Source organism: Mycoplasma sp. 21DD0573, assembly GCF_034863425.1.
Lineage (GTDB): Bacteria > Bacillota_I > Bacilli_A > Mycoplasmatales > Metamycoplasmataceae > Mycoplasmopsis.
In genome coordinates this window covers 1-18847 of record NZ_JAYFEZ010000002.1, presented here as the reverse complement: position 1 = coordinate 18847, position 18847 = coordinate 1, and the positions used below count along the sequence as shown (strand labels likewise).

The following is an 18847-nucleotide window of genomic DNA, read 5'->3' as shown; positions in this document are numbered from 1 at the left end:
AATTAGTCAATTAATCAGTACCAAATTTGCTTGGTGCTGATTTTTTTGTACATTTTGTGCAATTAAACTAGGACAAGAAAAGTAGACAGTTTTTTATTTTTCTGTCTACTTTTCTTGTCCTAGTTTTTTTTTTTTTTTTACATATATAATGTAAAATAATTAAAAATTTTAATAATTAAACTTAAATATTTAATGTATATATAACGGTAATTATTAAATTTAATTTAGAATTGTAAATTTAATTATAAATTTTTAATTTAAGAAGAGAGAAGAATATGGCAAATAAAAAATTAATAAAGAAATTTTTAACAATTGGAGTAACAACAAGTCCTTTGTTGCTATTTTTACCATCAGCATTGATAAGAGTTGATAACAAAGAAGCCGAAACAGGTGACTATGACCAAATAAATATTTTTTCAACAACCACAAGAAACGCTAATACAGCGGTAGAAAAATATGAAACAGGTTCATGGAACAAAGAAGTTTGAGGAAAAGTGGATCGAACATGATTTCCAAAGAATGATGACCCTTTAAAACCTGAAACAATTATGGAAATTTATGAAAATGGTCGATGGGTTGAATTACAAAATAGCGCTGGACAAAAAACAATTTGAAATCCAAGTGATGATTCCGCAAACGCTTTAAATCCTAATTTCGTTAAGAAAATTAGACTTAGATACTTGTCGATGAGAGCTTATCAAGACCAAGATTCAATGCTTATTCCCGAGAATTATTTTTCTGGTGGTTTTTGATTTTCTAAAGATATTGTTTTGGCAAGCAACATTGATGTAAAAATTTATGACGCGAGAAAATCAAAATATAAAACAAGCCCTAAATTAGAAAGACACGAAACCGTAACAATTGACCCTTTCTCATTTAGTTATACTAGTCGTACCACCGTTTCTCCTACAGTTATTTCAAACACTACCACTACAGACGGCACAAGCGAAGAAAGCGTTTCAAAACAATTTTCAAGTAGATACAATGCTTTTTACACAGAAAATCCTTTAACAGGAGCAAAAAACACAAGTTGATCTGATAATAGTGATTGGGGAACAACTGATATTGTTCATGATATTTTTAGCTTTAATGGAGCAGCGTTTTTAAACAAATATGCACTATATAAACCTGACAATGGTTTATATAATGATGCTGCAAGTTTTGCTAAATCAGATGGTTGAATCACAATTCGTAATAGTCTTGGTGGTTATTTTTACTTTGCTTCAGGTCGCGGTACACAAGCTAGACCACAAGAAGTGGTATTAGAATTTGATGTTAGATTTAACATAAATTCGGATGGTACAACTACAAACGATTTCAACTCTACAACAAGATCGTTTTTTGGAACAACTCAAGCCTATCGTTATGATAATCAAAGCTTATTGCAAAAATTTTCTATGCAAAAACCTAGTTTTTGAAGAAACACCAATTTGATTATTAAAGAAGAATATGATGATAGAGTTAAAAAATCATTTAATACTTTAGATTTAAACGCCCCACAAGCAGAATTTTATTTAGTTAATACACAACTAAATAGTTCTAAAAATTTAAATGACAGTAATTCAGTTGTAAAAATTAATAGAAACAATATTAGCAACTATTCTGATTTTAGTAAACCTTTTACTAATAAAGCAGTTATTCAAGAATCTATTGATATTGATAACGTTGATTCTGCATCAACCACACCTTCTACTTGACAAGCATCTAACATTGAATTAGTTATTAAACAAGATGAAAAAAGCAAAAAATATTGAAAATTTGCTAATAATAATGGTAGATTCACATTAAGCGACCGTAATAACTTTTCAAGCGAAGCCAACATAAATTCAAACATTGTTTGATCATTAACTGATTATGGTACTGTTATTGCAACAATCAAAGAATCTAAATGACTAACGAATCTTCAAAAAGCACAATTAATGGCAGATTTAGAAAAGCAAATAGATCAAGATTACAACTTACCAGGTGGAACAGGCAAGAGAAATCTTAATGAATGAATTGCTTATGTTAAGGCATATGATGACTTGCAAAAACAAATTGAAGAAAAGTTCTTTGAAACAGTTAATTATGCTTCAAGCGATGAAAAAGTAACAGTTGATGACTATGATGGAACTAAAAAGTTGGATTATTTATTTTCAACTCCTGCTTACAAAAATAATATTGATTCTCGCAAATTTTCTTATTGACAATATGCTGCTTACAAGAGTAATGAATTTAATCAAAGCGAAAAATTATTTGATAGATCAAATGCTCCAACAACTGTTAGCTATAACAATCTTCAATCAGCCCTAGCGATTTGAAAAGGAGCGAACTTTGGCACTCCAAATGGTTTAAAAAACTTAAAAGCATTAGAAGATAAAATTAACAATTACGCAGTAATCGCCGATTCTGAATACAACAAACAACAAATTAAAACCTTTATTGAAAAAATTAAAAATAAAGCTTTAAATGATTTTGTAAATATTCAAGTTAAAAATGATCAAGGTCAATCAAGCACAACACTAGCAAACGCTTGAAAAGCAAACTGAAAATATGACTATTTAGGCGATATTCAAAAACTAGAAAAAGCTGTTAGTTTAGCTAATGACATTTACACTAAAACCAAAACATTTAATCAAGAATTAGACACAATCAAAACAAGTGATTTATTTACAGGTGGCAGTACATTAATTGACAAAAATCAAGCTAACACTTCTTATGTTTGAGATGGCCAAAACACTAGAGAACAATTTAGTAATGTTAATGAACCAGCTTGAACAAAATTAATGAATCAATTAATTGGATCAGACAATGAAAATAATAAAGCAAATAATGTTTTTGCTTCAGAAACTAATTTATTAAGTGCCAACTTAAAACAAAATTACTTAACAGGTTTTAACAACTTAGTTACTTCATTAGACAACATTTTTGGCAATGGTGGTAAATTAGCTGAAGAATTTAAAAAGTATGTTTATATCGATGCTAAGAAATACTACGACATTGCTAACGAATCAAGCGCTTTAACAAATTGATTTGGAAAAATTAGCAAAATAAATGTTGCTGAGACAGAATATGGCAATCGTCATAATTTTGCAACAAATGCCAACCAAGAATTTGTTTTAACTAAACCTGATCAAAACGAAATTAATGGTTACTTATTGCAAATTTCTAATGCAGTTTATAAAGAATCTGCTAGTGCTGTTAAAGCGCAAATTAAATCCTTACAAAACTTATCAGATGCTCAAAAACAAACTTTTAAAGGCGAAATCGACAAATTAATTGATACAAATTTAGATACAAATAAATTAAATGTAGTTTATAAAAATGATAGTGATTTCACTAAAACATTAAACTTAGCTAAAGAACAAAATAGAATTAATGGAATGACTAAAGCATTAGCTTCTGATGAAAATAAATTTGGTTATGATCAAGCTAATAATCAAACAAAATCAAATACCTTGGTTAGAGATGCTCAATTAGTCAAATTCTATCCAATTGATACTTTAACAGACGCAATTGTGGAAATTAAAGCAATAGCTAAAAAAGAGCAATTAGATGATAGCGGTAGAGCAAAATTAAATTTTGTTGTAAAATCAACTAAAAACTTATATAACACAACTATTCAAAGTGATGAAACAACATCTAATTGAATTACTGGTTTTGCTGCTGATAGAGTTCAAGAAAAACAAAGAATCGATGATTTAAATGCTACATTTGCCCTTAAAACAGCTAAATCGGTATTGGCTCGTGAAATTACTAAAGAAAACTTTGCTCAATATATTGATGTAAATGGAATTAATGATAAAACCGATGAAATTGTTCTTAAAGACAATTCATTTGTTGTTGATGATAAGACTGGAACATTAACTTTTGATTATGTAATTAAGTCAAAAAGAATTAATGATATTGAAACTGAACAAAGACAAGCAACAGTAAACAACTTTAAAACAGAAGTTGAAAGATTAAATGAATTGGTTGCTAATATTAAAAAGAACACATTAACAGTTTCAAACAATTCAATTAGCAATCAAGCAAACAGGTTACCTTCTGAAATTCAAGATAATGAAATTGTTTTTGGTGCTTTAAACAATCAAAATGCATTAGTAAAAATAAACAATATTACTAAAAATGACGAAAACGGCACAATTACAGTTGATTATGCACTTCAATCAAGTATTGCCAACTTAAATGACCAAGTTTCAAGCGATACAAATTCAATTGTTTTAAACGGCTTTTTAACTACTTTAGAAAAGAAAAGACGTGAAGTTTTAGCAAAAATCAACAATAGTCAATTATTGACCAAGCAAGAACAAGAATCATTCTCAAATGAAGCAAACGCACAAGAGCAAACAGTTCAAAAATTAAATCAATTAACAATTAAAGTTGAAAAAAATGAAATTGCTAATAAGGTTGCTACAACGTATCTTAATTTAAATGACAATCAAGCTTACAGAATAGCTGATCAAATTAGAAATGCTACTGACAAACAAACTTCCGAGCAAATGTTTAATAATGCTAGTGTTTTAAATGACAAAATGGGCGCTTTGAGCACAACTGTTGTTGATCAATTAAAAGTTTTAACTAATAATGGTTCATTAAATGACAATCAAAATAGTGATGAAAAAACTAATGTTATATATAAATTAGCAAGCGATGACTTAAAACAAGCTTATGATACTGCTTTGTCAGTTGCGCAAGCATTATTAAATAAAAAAACAGGCACAAACGGAGATCTTCAAAAAGTTGAAAAAACATTGAGTGATCTTCAAGCCACTTACAATGCTTTAAATGGTAATAACAAAGTTAGTGAATTAAACAATAAAATAGATCAATTAGGTAATTTAAGTGCTAATCAAAAAGCTAAAATTAAAGAATTAATTAACAACGCTTCTTCAGCTAAGCAAGCTGATAAAATTTACCAAGAAGCAGAAAAATTAAATGCCAATCTACAAGCTTTAATTGACAAAATAGCAGAAGCTAAAGCTAAACAAGCTAAAGATATTTATACGAATGATACAAAAGCTAAACAAACTGCGTTTGATAAGGCAATTAGCGCAGCAGAAAAAACCTTAAATAACTTTAAACAAGACAATTTTGCCAACATAGATAGTTTAGATAAATTAACGCAAATTAACACAAACGTTGTTAATGAAACAAAAAAATTAAATGATGAAATTGAAAAATTAGATGGCAAAAGACAAATTTTAAGAGATGAAATTAATAACTATGACAATAGTTTATTAATTGATAAACAAAGATTCTTAACACAAATTGAAACTTTGGATCAAAATAATCCAGACCAAAGCAAAGTTGATGAAATACTCAGCTCTGCTTTTGCCGGAGCTAAAGCAAAAGCTAATGAAATTGTAGCTGCTTTAGCAAACTTAAGCAATGATGAACAAACTAAATACAAACAACAACTGGATAATGCTCAAAAAGCAACAATTGCTTCACCAGATGCTAATTTATTAACTATTATTCAAGCTGCTCAGGCAGACAATAATGCTAAAGAACAAGCAATTAAACATATTAAACAATTAAATGATTTAAATCAAGCTCAAAAAGATGCATTAGTTGCAGGAATTACCAATTCAAATGTTGATCAAATTGAAGCCATTAAAGAAAAAGCTAATAATTTAGATCAAGCAATGACAAATGCTAAAGTAAACATTTTAAACGAACTAAAATCATTAACAGAAAATGCTAATTTAGAATTAAATGATGATGCTTATTCAGCAGACAAAACTTTAGATAACTATCAATTTGCTTCTCATGATGTTAAAGCTAATTACGATGCTGAATTAGCAAAAATTAAAGAATTATTAAGCCAAAACACAGATAAAGCAACAATTGATCAAGCATTAAAAGAATTAGAAAAAGCTTACAACGCACTTGATGGCGAAGAAAACAAAAACAAAAAAGCTAAAGCAGTTGATAAACTTGATAATTTATCAGAAGATCAAAAAGATAACATTAAAGACTTATTAAATAATGCTACTGATGAAGAAGCTGCACAAAAAATCTTAGAAAAAGCTCAAAAATTAGACTTAGCTCTTGGTGACTTAGAAAAGCAAATTACTTCTACAGAAGCTAAAGTTGCAACAAGCATTTATACCAATGATACCCAAGATAGAAAAGAAGCTGTTGATCAAGTCTTGGAAAATGCTAAAGCTAAATTAACAGAATTAAAAGCTAAAGATTTAAGTACTGCAACAGCTGATTCATTAAATGGTTTAGCTGGCGAAGCAAACCAAAGTAAAGAAGCCTTAAAAACTGCTGATGAAGCACTTGATGGAAATAGAGAAGTATTAAGAAATGACATTAAGAATCATTTCCCAAGTCTAAACGAAAACCAAAAAGGCTTATTGAAAGCTGAAATAGAAAAATTACCAAAAGTTCCAACACAAGAAGAAACACAAGCCATTTATGACAAGGCTCTTAAATATGCACAAACCAATGCCGAAGATGAATTAGCTAAACTAGATAATTTAACTAAAGCTGAAAAAGATACATATATTGCTAAAATTGATGCTGCCACATTAGATAAGACAAATGAAGATTTTGCTATTAATGTTAAAAATCTTTTAGATCAAGCCAAAACTGATGAAACAGCTAAAGCAAAAGCTATTGAAACAATTAATAAATTAACTAACTTAAATCCAGCTCAAAAATCATCCTTAACTGAAAAAGTAAAAAATAACCAGGCAAGTGAAGCTAATAATATTGTTGAAAAAGCTAAAGCAATTAATGACAAAATGAAAGCTTACAAAGATATTGCCGAAGTTGATAAAACAAGTGTTGATTATGTTGAAGCTGACGAAGATCGCCAAGTTAAATACAATAATCAAGTAGCAATTAGAGCTGAAGATTTAGGTGATAATGGAACTAACTTAAGTGTTGAGCAAATTGATGCTAAAATCACTGAACTAAATAATGCAATCAATGGCTTAAATGGTGATGAAAAAGTTGCTCAAGCTAAAGAAAATGCTATTGCTAAAATTAAAGGTGAAAACCCAATTTATAACAATTTAACTGATCAACAAAAAGCAGAAGCAATTGCTAAGATCAATGAAAAAGATAGAATTGCCGATGTAAATAGTGTTGATGCAAATAATGCATTAGTTAATGGCACAATGGCTACACTTGATCAATACTTAAATAACGAAACTAAGATTAAAAACGATATTAATTACACAGGTTCAGAAGAAGATTTAAGAAAAGCATATGACGATGCTATTCAAGCCTTAAAAGACTATAAAACAGCTTTAAACGAACCAAGTAATGATACAAAAGACATCTTAAGCAATGACAAGATTGCAGAAAAAATCAATGAGGTTCATAAAGCAATTAATAACTTAAATGGTAAAGAACACATTAAAACAGTTAGAGCTGAAGAAATTGCTAAAATTAATGCTTTAGAAAATATTAATGATGCTCAAAAATTAGCTTTAATTGCTAAAGTTGATAAGGCTACAACTCCTGAAGATGTTAGAGCTGTAACTGAAGAAGCAGCAGCATTAGATGGAAAAATGGCTGAGCTTAAACAAGCAGTTGCCGACAATCAAGACACACCTAATAGTGTTGATTATAAAAACGCAACTGAAGGAAAAATGCGTGAATTTGATAAAGCATTTAATAATGCAAGCAATTTAGCTGATAAAGAAAATGGAAGCGCTGAATTAAGTATTGACAACATAGATTCATTAATTGAAAAACTAAATGTTGCCGCTCAAAACCTTGATGGCGATGAAAAAATCAATAACAAAAAAGTTGAATCAAAAAACTTAATTAATAGTCTTGAACATCTTAATGACGCTCAAAAAACAGCTTTAATTGAAGAAGTTGATAAAGCTAAATTGTTAGCTAATGTTGATAAAGTGGTTGATAAAGCGCAAACATTGAACAATGCTATGGGTCAATTAAAAGAAACTGCTAAAGCAATTAATGAAGAATTAACTCAACCAGATAATCCTAAATATGTCGCAGCTTCTCAAGAACCAAAAGCCAACTATGATGAAGCTAAAACCAAAGTTGATGAATTAATCAGTAAACAAGGGTCAAATGAAGACGTTGCTAAAGTATTAGAATTAGAAAAAACATTAATTGATGCAAAAAATGCTCTTGACGGTGATAAGAACTTTGAATATGCTAAACAAAAAGCAATTGAAAAAGTTAATGGAAATAACAACTTAACTCCTGCTGAAAAACAAGCTTTAATAGATCAAGTTAAAGACTTAGCTATTCCTTCTAATTCAGATAATGCTGATGAAGTTCAAAACTTCAAAGACAATTTAGATAAAATCGTTAATAAAACAAACTTAATTAACGATGTTAAAAACAACACTAATTTAACACCTGAACAAAAAGCAGATTTAATCGACGATATTCAAAAAGCTAATGTTCATGATAAATTAAACAAAGAAGCTAACAAAAATTCATATGCCGATACATTAGACAACATTAAAGCTAAAGAAAAAGCTTATGAAAGAATTAACGCTACTGATGACACTCAATTAAACACTGAAGATAAAGCAAAATTAAGTGATAATATCAGTCAATTAGACCCTAGGGATAAAACATTTGCTGATCAATTAGCTAATGAAGAACTTAAAGAAAATAAAATTAAAGAAATCAGAAGCAACCCTAATTTAACTGATGATCAAAAATCACAATTAATTGATGAAGTTGCTAACTTAGACAATAAACAATCTGATTTGGTCGATCAAATTGCTAACATTGATCAAAAAGCTAAACTAATTGAAAAAATTCAAACTAATGAACACATTAGCGATGAAGATAAAAACAAATTAGTAAATGAAGTAATTAATGTGCCTCATGATGACAGTAAATTAACTGATAAATTAAATAACATTGAATCTAAATTGAATTTAATTGATCAAATTAAACAAAATCCTAATTTAGATGAAAATACTAAAGAAGCTTTAATTGATCAAGTTCATAACTTAGCAAAAGATTCAGATAATTTTGCTACTGAAGCAGATAATATTTCAGCTAAAGTTAAAGCAATTGAACAAATTAAAGCAAATGATGAGTTAACTAAAGAAAATAAAGCAAATCTAGTTAATGAAATTATCAACTTAGATAACAATCAAATCAAATCAAGTCTTGATTATCAAATTAGTAATGTTGACAAAAAAGCCGAACTTTACGAACAAATTAACCAATCAGACTTACCACAAGCTCAAAAAGATGCATTAATTGCTGAATTAGACCCAATTAATGCTAATAGCGAAAATGCTTTAGTAAGCTTTGACAACATCAAAGATCAATTAAATAAATTGAGCAAAATTAATAATGATCAAACTTTAAGTGACAATGATAAAGCTAAATTAGTTGAAGATGTTTTAGATAACAATCCAACTGAACAAAACTACAATGAAATAGCTAAAAACATTAACAAAAAACAAGAAGCAATTGATCAAATTAGACAAAATCCGAACTTGACACAAGAACAAAAAGATTCAATTTCTCAAAACATTAGAGAACTAGATGAAACAAGCGAAGAATTTGCTAATAAATTAGCCAATGAAAAAGCTAGATTAGACTTAATTGATCAATTACATCAAGAAGTTAAAGATAACAAAATTTCTGATGAAACCAGAGATAAATTAATTAGCGAAACATTGAATTTAGCTAATGATTCAAGCTTTATAAATAACTTAAATAACGTTAAAGCTAAAGACAAATTAATTCAACAAGTTAAAGCGAGCGACGTGCTTAATGACACAACCAAATCAACATTAATCAATAACATTTTAGATAATAATGCTACAAGCACAGAATTTGATAATAAACATAATCAAATTGCTCAATTATATGTTGATGCTGAAGAATTAGCTAAAGCTAAAAATGATTTAGTGGATTTAACCAAATCTAAGAAATTTGAAAAATTATCTAAAGATAAACAAGATGCAATTAATAAAGCGATTGCCGATTCAGACGAAATTTTAAATAATCTTAACTCTTATAACAATAAAGATGTAGTTAAACAAACAACTATTGATAAAAAATTAAAACAAGCATCGCCAATCTTAATCTGACCATACTTTGTAGCTGTTTCAGCTGTAACTTGATTAATTGGTATGTTAATCTTTGTATTTGGTAGAAAGAAAAAATAATAAGTTAATTAACAATTAATAAACAATCAAAATCAATCAGTACTAGATAAAAATAGTGCTGATTTTTGTATTTTTTAAAAACCAAAAAATTTCACAAAAATCACTTAAAAATTTCATAAATGTGAAATCACTCCAAAAAACATTGAGGTGTTATTATGTCTAATTAACCCTTCTGTCCACTTTTGGTGTCCCTGTTTATTTCTTTTTGTTTAGAATTTTCACAAGAAGCAACAAATGCCACAGGAATTAATGCCATACCTGGAATTGATACAATTTTTCAAAAAAGTTTTAATTTTTTCATAATTTTTCCATAGGTATATAATATATATATATATATAGGAAAGGTGTGTTATTAAAATGAAGAAAAGTAGAAAAATTTTTCTTTCTTTTGGTGGGATAATAGCATCATCATTATTTTTAGTTTCAGCTATTACTGCTGCCAATCAAGAAAATTGAAATGAGTTTCAAAGAACGACAGCTGAAGACTTGAAAACTTTTATCGAATCACAAAAAAAGCTTGCTGATTCTACTGCCACTATAAGTAATTTGCATGTTCCAAATGGATACAAAAGTTCAAGAGCGGATAAGAAAAAAATAATAGATTTTGCAATTGATGAAAATCAATTGCAATCAGTTTATGATTTTTTTATTCAATTACCAAGTTTTAACCAAATTAATGATGAGAACTCTAAAAATGAGTGAATTAAAGAAATTAAAAATTGATTTTGATGTAGGCCTTATTTATATTTCGATAATTACAATGAAAACAAAAAAGGTTCACTTGAATGAAGATTTATGCCTAACGAAGCCATTACTGATGAAGATCATGCAGCTGAAAATGCAATTGAAGTATTTGATCAAAAAATAAAAGATTTAACAACTTTTAAAACACTTAGTGAATATCGCGGAAGATTTAATACTTTTCAAGAATTTGAAAAGTTTATTTTAGACGAACTTCAAGCAGAATTAAAAAAAGAAGTTTATAATGCTCCACGAGCATATTGTGATAATTTTGTAACTATTTTAAAAAATGCAACTGTAGATCCAAATGATTCAAATAATTTAAATAGAAATATTCCACAGGATTTAAGTAATACATTATTGAATTGATTAAAAAATAGTCAAAACTTAAATGCTGATGAAAAAGCTAAGGGTGGAAACCATGGCGAAGCTTTGGAATTATTAGGGGATAATGGATTAATTGGAATAAATAACAAAATTGCTGAAATTAGAACCAAATTAGCTACTTATCAAGCAAAAAAAGCTTCTTTTGATTATAAATTTGAACCTGATGAACCTGAAAAAACTGATTTTGATAATGAAAAAGAAAAATTAACAACTCAATTGCAAGAATTACAAAAAAAATTAAATGAATTGAACACAGCTATTAATGGAACAATTAGTAGTACAGGTTGAGACAGGAAGAAACGAAAAATATTAAATTTAACTACTACTAATGATGAATTAGCAACAGGTTTAAACACTTATATAGTTGCTGAAGATAAATTAGAAGGTTTATTAAAATACAGAGAAAAAGTTGCAGAATTACAAAAAATACTTTCAGATTCTTCTTTATCTGATGAGCAAAAAAAACACTATACTGAAAGAATCAATAGTTTAGGTGAAGATGCAGATAATTATGCTGAGTTACAAACTATTGGAGATGAGATCAAAAATTCAATTGAAGCAGAATCAAATGTAGAAGAAATTATAAATAAATTTAGTTTATGAACTGACGAACAACAAAAAGAACCTTATCGTGAACAAATTAAAAACGTTTATAAAGATTCAAATTTGGATGAACAAGCTAAAAGTGCCAAAATTAAACAAATTGAACAACAAATTTTTAGCAAAATGAAAGAAAACGCTAATAATTTAATTGATCAAACTTCTTTAGAAAACACAGAAAAAAACGCATATAAAACTTTAATTAGTTCTGAAAATATGGATAAAAATATTAATCCATATGATTTTCCTCTACTTAAAACAATCACAAAAGCTAAAATAGATAATTTAGACAGTTTAAATCCAGCACAAAAAGAATATTTTAAAAATAAAATTAATGATCCAAATATTAATGATCTAACAAAATTAAATGCAATTTTAACTGAAGCAGAAACAGTAAATCAAAAAATGAATAATTATAAAAATACATTCAAGGATGATGCTAATAGTGACGCAACCAATGTAGCAACAATTAAGAAAAGCACTGATTATACTGAAGCAGATAGTGATAAGAAAACTGCTTTTGATAATGCTTTAGATCAAAGAAACACTGATTTAACAAGTTCAACTGATAATTTAACAACCGAACAAATCAATCAAAAAATTACAGCTTTAAAACAAGCAAAAGAAGATTTAAATGGTGATGAAAATCTAGCAGAAGCTAAAAAACAAGCAAAAAATAAATTAGATACTGCTTACACATATTTAAATAATGCTCAAAAAGAAGATGCAATTAATAAAATTGAAGCATTAACAACTGTAAATGCTGTTAATAATCAAGATGCTGAAAATAAAAAACTTGACGATGCTATGAAAAGTTATAGTCAAAGTCTAGCTAATATAGAATCAATTAGAAAAACTACTGATTATACTCAAGCAGATAATCAAAATACTTTAGAAAATTTAATTACTGCTAAAGAAAATGACATTAATAAAACAAGTGGGGCTAATTTAACTTTAGAACAAGTAAATGGAAAAATTACAGCACTTAATGATGCAGTTACTGCTTTAAATGGTGATGAGAGATTAAAAGCTGCTAAAGATGAAGCGATCAGAAAAATTAATTCGGAATATTCATATTTAACACAAAAACAAAAAGAAAAAGCAATTGAATTAATTAATAGTCAAAATACTATTGAAGATGTTAATAATCAAGATACAACCAATAAAGCTTTAGATTCTTCAATGAAGACTTTAAAAGACTATATTTTTAATCATGCAAAAGTTACTTCAAGCAATGATTATATTTATACCACTAATGCTTTAAGAGCTGCTTATGATGGTAACCCAACTAAAAATAACAATGTAAAAAGTGGTGCGATTAAAAAAGCAGAAGATTTAGTAACTGCTTTAAATACTGATAACAATTCTGATTTAATGAATAAAGAAACAATTGATGCTTTAAACGAAAAAATTAAAGCAGCAATTAATGCTTTAAATGGACAAGAACGTTATGAAGCTGAAGTTGCAAGATTAAATCAATTAAGTACTGCAACTGCTAAAGTTAAAGATAATATAAAAACCACTGATACAGCTAGTGAAATTTCAAATGAAGAAATTGAATTTAATAATGATACTATTCCACAAGATGCTAAACCAGTTGATTTAAATATTACTAATAGAAATGAAGTAACAGGTAAATTAGAATTAAGTTACAAATATCAATCAACTAAAGAAAATCTTGAAAGTGTTCAATCAAGTAAAACTTATACTTTAAATGATGATAATGCTCTAAGCACTTTAACTGAACAAGAAAGATTAGATCAATTAGTTCAAGATGAAGCCGTTACTAAAACTGTCGATTTTAATGACACAGATTTAAAATCTTTTGCTGTTAGTGATTTAAACAAAGATAATTTCACAACTTCTATTACTCCAAATAATAATGCTAAAGTAATTATCGATAAAATCGAACCTGATCCAGATGATCCAAGAGGAGTAATTGTAACTTATAAACTAGAATCAACCAAAGACAATTTAGATAATCAAAAAGTTGTTTCAAGCAAAAGTTTAACTACTAAAATAACTGGATTTATGACCAGTGAAGAAAAAGAGCAAAAAACTATTAATAGCTATAATGGAAGTAATTTTTTAGGAACTCCTGATTCTCTTATTCAAGCATCAGAATTTGTAAATAAATTATCAGAAGTTAATATTGCTTTTGATCGTCATGATAATGTTGATCATTCAAATGAAACCATTGTGGTTAAATCAATTAAATCTTGAGATGATAGAACCGGAACATTAGTAGCTAATTTTGTGGTGCAAAGTAATAAAAACGGTAAAGTTCTTACTTCAGATCTTAAAACTATAACTATTAATGGTTATATGACTGAAGAGGAAAGATTAAACGATTTATTAATAAATAGATCTAAAAAATTTGAATTTAATGGTGATAAACCACAAAACAAAACTACTGTAGATGAAGTTGAATTAGCACAATTATCTGGTTATTTAGCAGGATCAAATAATAAAGTTAAATTAATAATTGATGAAATTACTGCAAGAGATAACCAAAACGGCGCACTTACTTTCAAATATCATCTCTTATCTACTCGAACAGATATTCCTAATAACAACATTGTTTCTCAGTCAAGAACTTATTCTTTAAGTCCTTTTCAAACTGATAGCGAAAGAGAAAAAGAAAATAAGAGAGAAAAAGAAAATTTAAATGCTAAAGGAATTGATGATTTAGAAATAAATGTAACTAAAAATAAATTAGCTTCTGACTATAATGTCGATGAAATTACTTTAAGTGCTAAAGATTCCAACGTTAGTGTAATTGATAAAAAAATTATTGGTTACAATGACATCACTGGTGAAATTAAACTTTCATATAAACTAAAAAGTAATCAAAGCAATATTGAATCTGATACCAAAGAAATTATTCTTAGTGATTTCAAAACTGAAAGTCAAAGATTAAATGAACTTTTAAATACTTTAAGTAAAGAAGATATTAGTTTTGATGGAACTAAAAAGGACCAATTACCTTCAGTTGAGCCAGCTAATAATAAAAATAATTATACTTATGATGAAACTAAAAAAACTACGAATAAAGCTAATATAGAAATTAATTCAATTACTCCAAATAATCAAGCTGGAGAAAATACTTTAAATCTCAAATTAATTTCAACTAAAACACAAAATGAATTAGTTTCAAATTGAAAAATTGATAATTTTGTTGCACCTGAAAGTAATAATAAAAACTCAGTAATTGATGGTTTTAGAACTAAGGAAGAGCAAGATAGAATAGATCGGGAAACAGAAAAAGAACGCTTAAATAATTTAACTGTTGTATTAGATTATGAAAACAAAACTACAACTTTACCTTCAAGTACAGTTATTGAAAAAGTAATTAAAACTATCAAAGAAGCTACTCCAGAAGCCAGAGTTGTAATTGATAATATTGATGCAAGAAATGAAATTGAAGGTTCTATTAGAATCCAATACCATTTAGTGTCCGAAAAAAGCGATGAAATTTACCAAAATGTAACTTCAGATAATAAATACGCACAAATTAATGGCTTTAAAACTGAGCAAATGCGTCTTGATGAAATTATGCAAAAATTAGCAATTGAAGCTGGAATTAAAAATATTGCAAGCGATCAATATAATAAATGAACCGCATCACTATTATTAAATGACTTAATTTTAAATAAATTAGAAACTAATCAAGATACAAGCTATAACTTAAAAGTAGTAGATAAATCAGCTAATGATAACGCAGGTGAAATTAGTTATACATGACAAATTATTTCTAATAGAGGTGTGGTTAATTCACAAAACTTGAATACTGTAACTTCAAGCGACGAATATAACAAATCAGGTACTTTAAGTGGTTTTAAAACTTTAGAGCAAATCGAAAAAGAAAGATTAAATTCTCTTGATTTTAGTGACAAAGTTGAAAATGGTGTTGTTTATCGTATTGATTATCCAAATAAAGAAAACAAACAAGCTTCAAGTTTAACAGATGCAACCACTAATTGAACTTGAGATACCTTTAATAGAGATAATTATGAATTTATTAATCAAAAAATTGTTGGTTACAATGATTTAACTGGTGAAATTCGTTTAAGTTTCCAAATTAAATCAACTAAACCAGACTTTAGTTCTGTAGTTTCTGATACTAAAGAAATTATTATTAGTGGATTTGAAACAGAATTACAAAGATTAAATAAATTAGTTGATACTAATCCATATAATATTTCATTAAATAACACTGTTAATAAACCAAATAAAAAAGCTTCAACTTTATCTAAAGATGATTTTAGTGCTTCAATTAAAGAAAATGCCGACAATACAAACGATTATAGCTCTGATTTACTTCTAACAGATGCTAATGATAATACAGGTGAAATTGGAGTTAAATACAAATTAATTTCAAATAGACAAGTAAATACTGATCAAACTGATTTGAAAAAATTAGTAAGCAATTGAAAAGAAAAATTCAATGAACAAAAAGTAATTTCTAAAGAATCAACTTCTGTTAATTTTGCTGGTTTCTTAACTAATATCGAAGAAGAGAAAAGAAGAATTGAAGATTTCTTATCACAAATTGCGCTTGATTTTGCAAATCGCAATCAATACTTACCAATTTATAATAAAAAAGATGTAATTGATTCAAAAGTAATTGTTAAATTAAACAACAATGAAACTTTAGAACAAAATCACATTAAAGTTAAAGAAAATTCATTAACTATTACTGAACGTGATGATCGTGAAGGTTATATCAAAGTAACTTATACCTTGCAATCAACTAAACCAGGTTTAGAAGGCGCAGAAATTGTTGTTAATGAAACAAGAAGTGCTAATACTAATAAATTAAGCGGTTTTAAAACTGAATTACAAAGATTAGAAGGTTTAGTTTTTGATTTTAATAATAGTGTTAGTGATAAAAATCAAAAACAAGCTTCAGATACTGCAATTACTATCAGTAATTTAAGTCAAAACGATGCTAAAACAACAAATATTACAATTAGTAATAAAACTCGTAATGATAGAAATGGTACTTTAAGCGGTACTTATAGCATTTATTCAACAAGAGATGGTTTAAATGACATTCATGTTGATGATAAAGAATTCACTATTAACGGATTTTTAACTGAACAACAAAGAGTTAATAATTTATTAGCAGATGATACAGTTCAAGCCCATGTTGAATATAAATTAGATAATCAAGCTAAAATTTTACCTTCAGAATTATTAGCTAATAAAGATGAAGTATTAAATAATTTAAGCACATATTTTGATATGAACTTAGATAATGAAGTGATTAATCAAGCTAATTTAAAAATTATCGAGTTAAGTGCTGATGATACTAATGGTTCAATTACCTTTAAATATAAAATTGCTTCAACTAAAGAAAACTTCACTGATATTGAATCAGAAAACTTCAAAACTATTACTTTAAGTGGTTTCTTAAATGAATTAGACAAGTATAAAGAAAAAGCTAAGAAAACTATTGATGCATTACAAAACATCTCAGAAACACAAAAAGATGCTGCTAAAGCTAAAGTTGAAGAACAAAACACAATTAACAATGTAAATAACATTGTTTCAAATACAACAGCAGTTGATGCTGCTCTAGGATCAATTAAAGACATTGTCCCAGTTAAAGAAAAAGTTCAATTCAAAGAAGCTGATGTAGACAAACAAAATGCATTAACTACAGCATTAGATAACCTAGCTTCATTAGAAAGCAAAGAAGACTTTGAGAACGCTGTAGAAAACTTACAAGATAAAGTGCAAACTCTTAAAGATGCTCACAAAGCATTAAACGGAGATTCAAACTTAGCAAAAGCTAAAGAAGAAGCTATTGCTGCTATTGATAAGTTAAGTTACTTATCAGAAACACAAAAAGATGCTGCTAAAGCTGATATTAATGCTAAAGAAGCTATTGTAGATGTAAATAACATTGTAAACAATGCTACTTTAATGAATAATGCTAAAGAAGCTCTAGATAAAGCTTCTAAAGCGCAAAAAACAATTGCTTACACAGAAGCTTCAGAACAACCAAAAACTAACTTTGATGCTGCTAAAGCTAATGTAGAAGCAATTAAAGATATTACTAACTTTAATGAGCCAGTAGATAAGATCGTTGATTTAACAAATAAATTAAACAATGCAACTGCTGCTCTTGATGGAAGTGCAAGCTTAGATGCTGCTAAAGAAGAAACTCTTAAAGAACTTGATAAACTTTCATACTTATCAGATCAACCATATTCAACATCTGAAAAATTCAAAGCTTCTGAAGCTATTAAAAACGCTACAGATGCTGAATCATTAGCAAAAGCTATTGAAGATGCAAAAGCTTTAAACAAAGCTAACTATAATGCAAAAGTAAGTGAATTAGATAACTTAACTAATGAATACTTACAAAGTACATATGGGACAGCTAAATCAAATAAATTAAGAGCAAAAATCGAAGAAGTATTAGCAAACTTTGCTGCTAAATCATTTGAAGATACAAATGGTGCAGAAGCTATTGCTAAATCTGAAAACTTGCTTAGTTTAGTCGATTACATCACAACAGATGTATCTAAACCTAAATTTAACACATCATCAGAAGCTTCATCATTAAGCAACATTGACCAGTTCTCAAAAGCTTTAAATGATAATAATTACTTTAACATTGCTACAAAAGATAAATCACAAATTAAAGCTGATGATGTTAAAAACTTAAAACAAATTATTTCTAATATTGCAAAGATTAACAACTTAAATGTGCTTACAACAGCGATTACAAAATCATTAAAAGAAACATCACCAATCTTAATCTGACCATACTTTGTAGCTGCTTCAGCTGCAACTTGATTAATTGGTATGTTAATCTTTGTATTTGGTAGAAAGAAATAATAAATTAACTAACGATTAATAAAGAAACAAAATCAATCAGCACTAGATAAAAATAGTGCTGATTTTTTTGTATCCCGAGTTTCCAAGTTTGACCTTTTTTAAGGGTCGTTTTTTAATCCATATATCTATAGATATATGAAGCAAAAGAA

Annotated in this window: 3 protein-coding genes; 2 read left to right on the top strand and 1 reads right to left on the bottom strand. The window is 27.7% G+C overall.

The window, feature by feature from the left end:
* The first annotated feature begins 275 nt into the window (after positions 1–275).
* Positions 276–10118, top strand: coding sequence for a lipoprotein 17-related variable surface protein (locus VBM86_RS00375; RefSeq protein WP_323189477.1), 9843 nt, complete (start codon positions 276–278; stop codon positions 10116–10118).
* 163 nt (positions 10119–10281) lie between these two features.
* On the opposite strand, the gene VBM86_RS00370 is transcribed toward VBM86_RS00375, so the two are convergent.
* Positions 10282–10419: a hypothetical protein gene (locus tag VBM86_RS00370; protein WP_323188476.1), complete on the bottom strand. Its 138-nt coding sequence runs from the start codon at positions 10417–10419 to the stop codon at positions 10282–10284.
* A gap of 56 nt (positions 10420–10475) precedes the next feature.
* Between VBM86_RS00370 and VBM86_RS00365 the strand changes: the two genes are divergently transcribed.
* Positions 10476–18698, top strand: a complete 8223-nt coding sequence (locus tag VBM86_RS00365) for a lipoprotein 17-related variable surface protein (protein WP_323189476.1) — start codon at positions 10476–10478, stop codon at positions 18696–18698.
* The last annotated feature ends 149 nt before the right edge of the window (positions 18699–18847 follow it).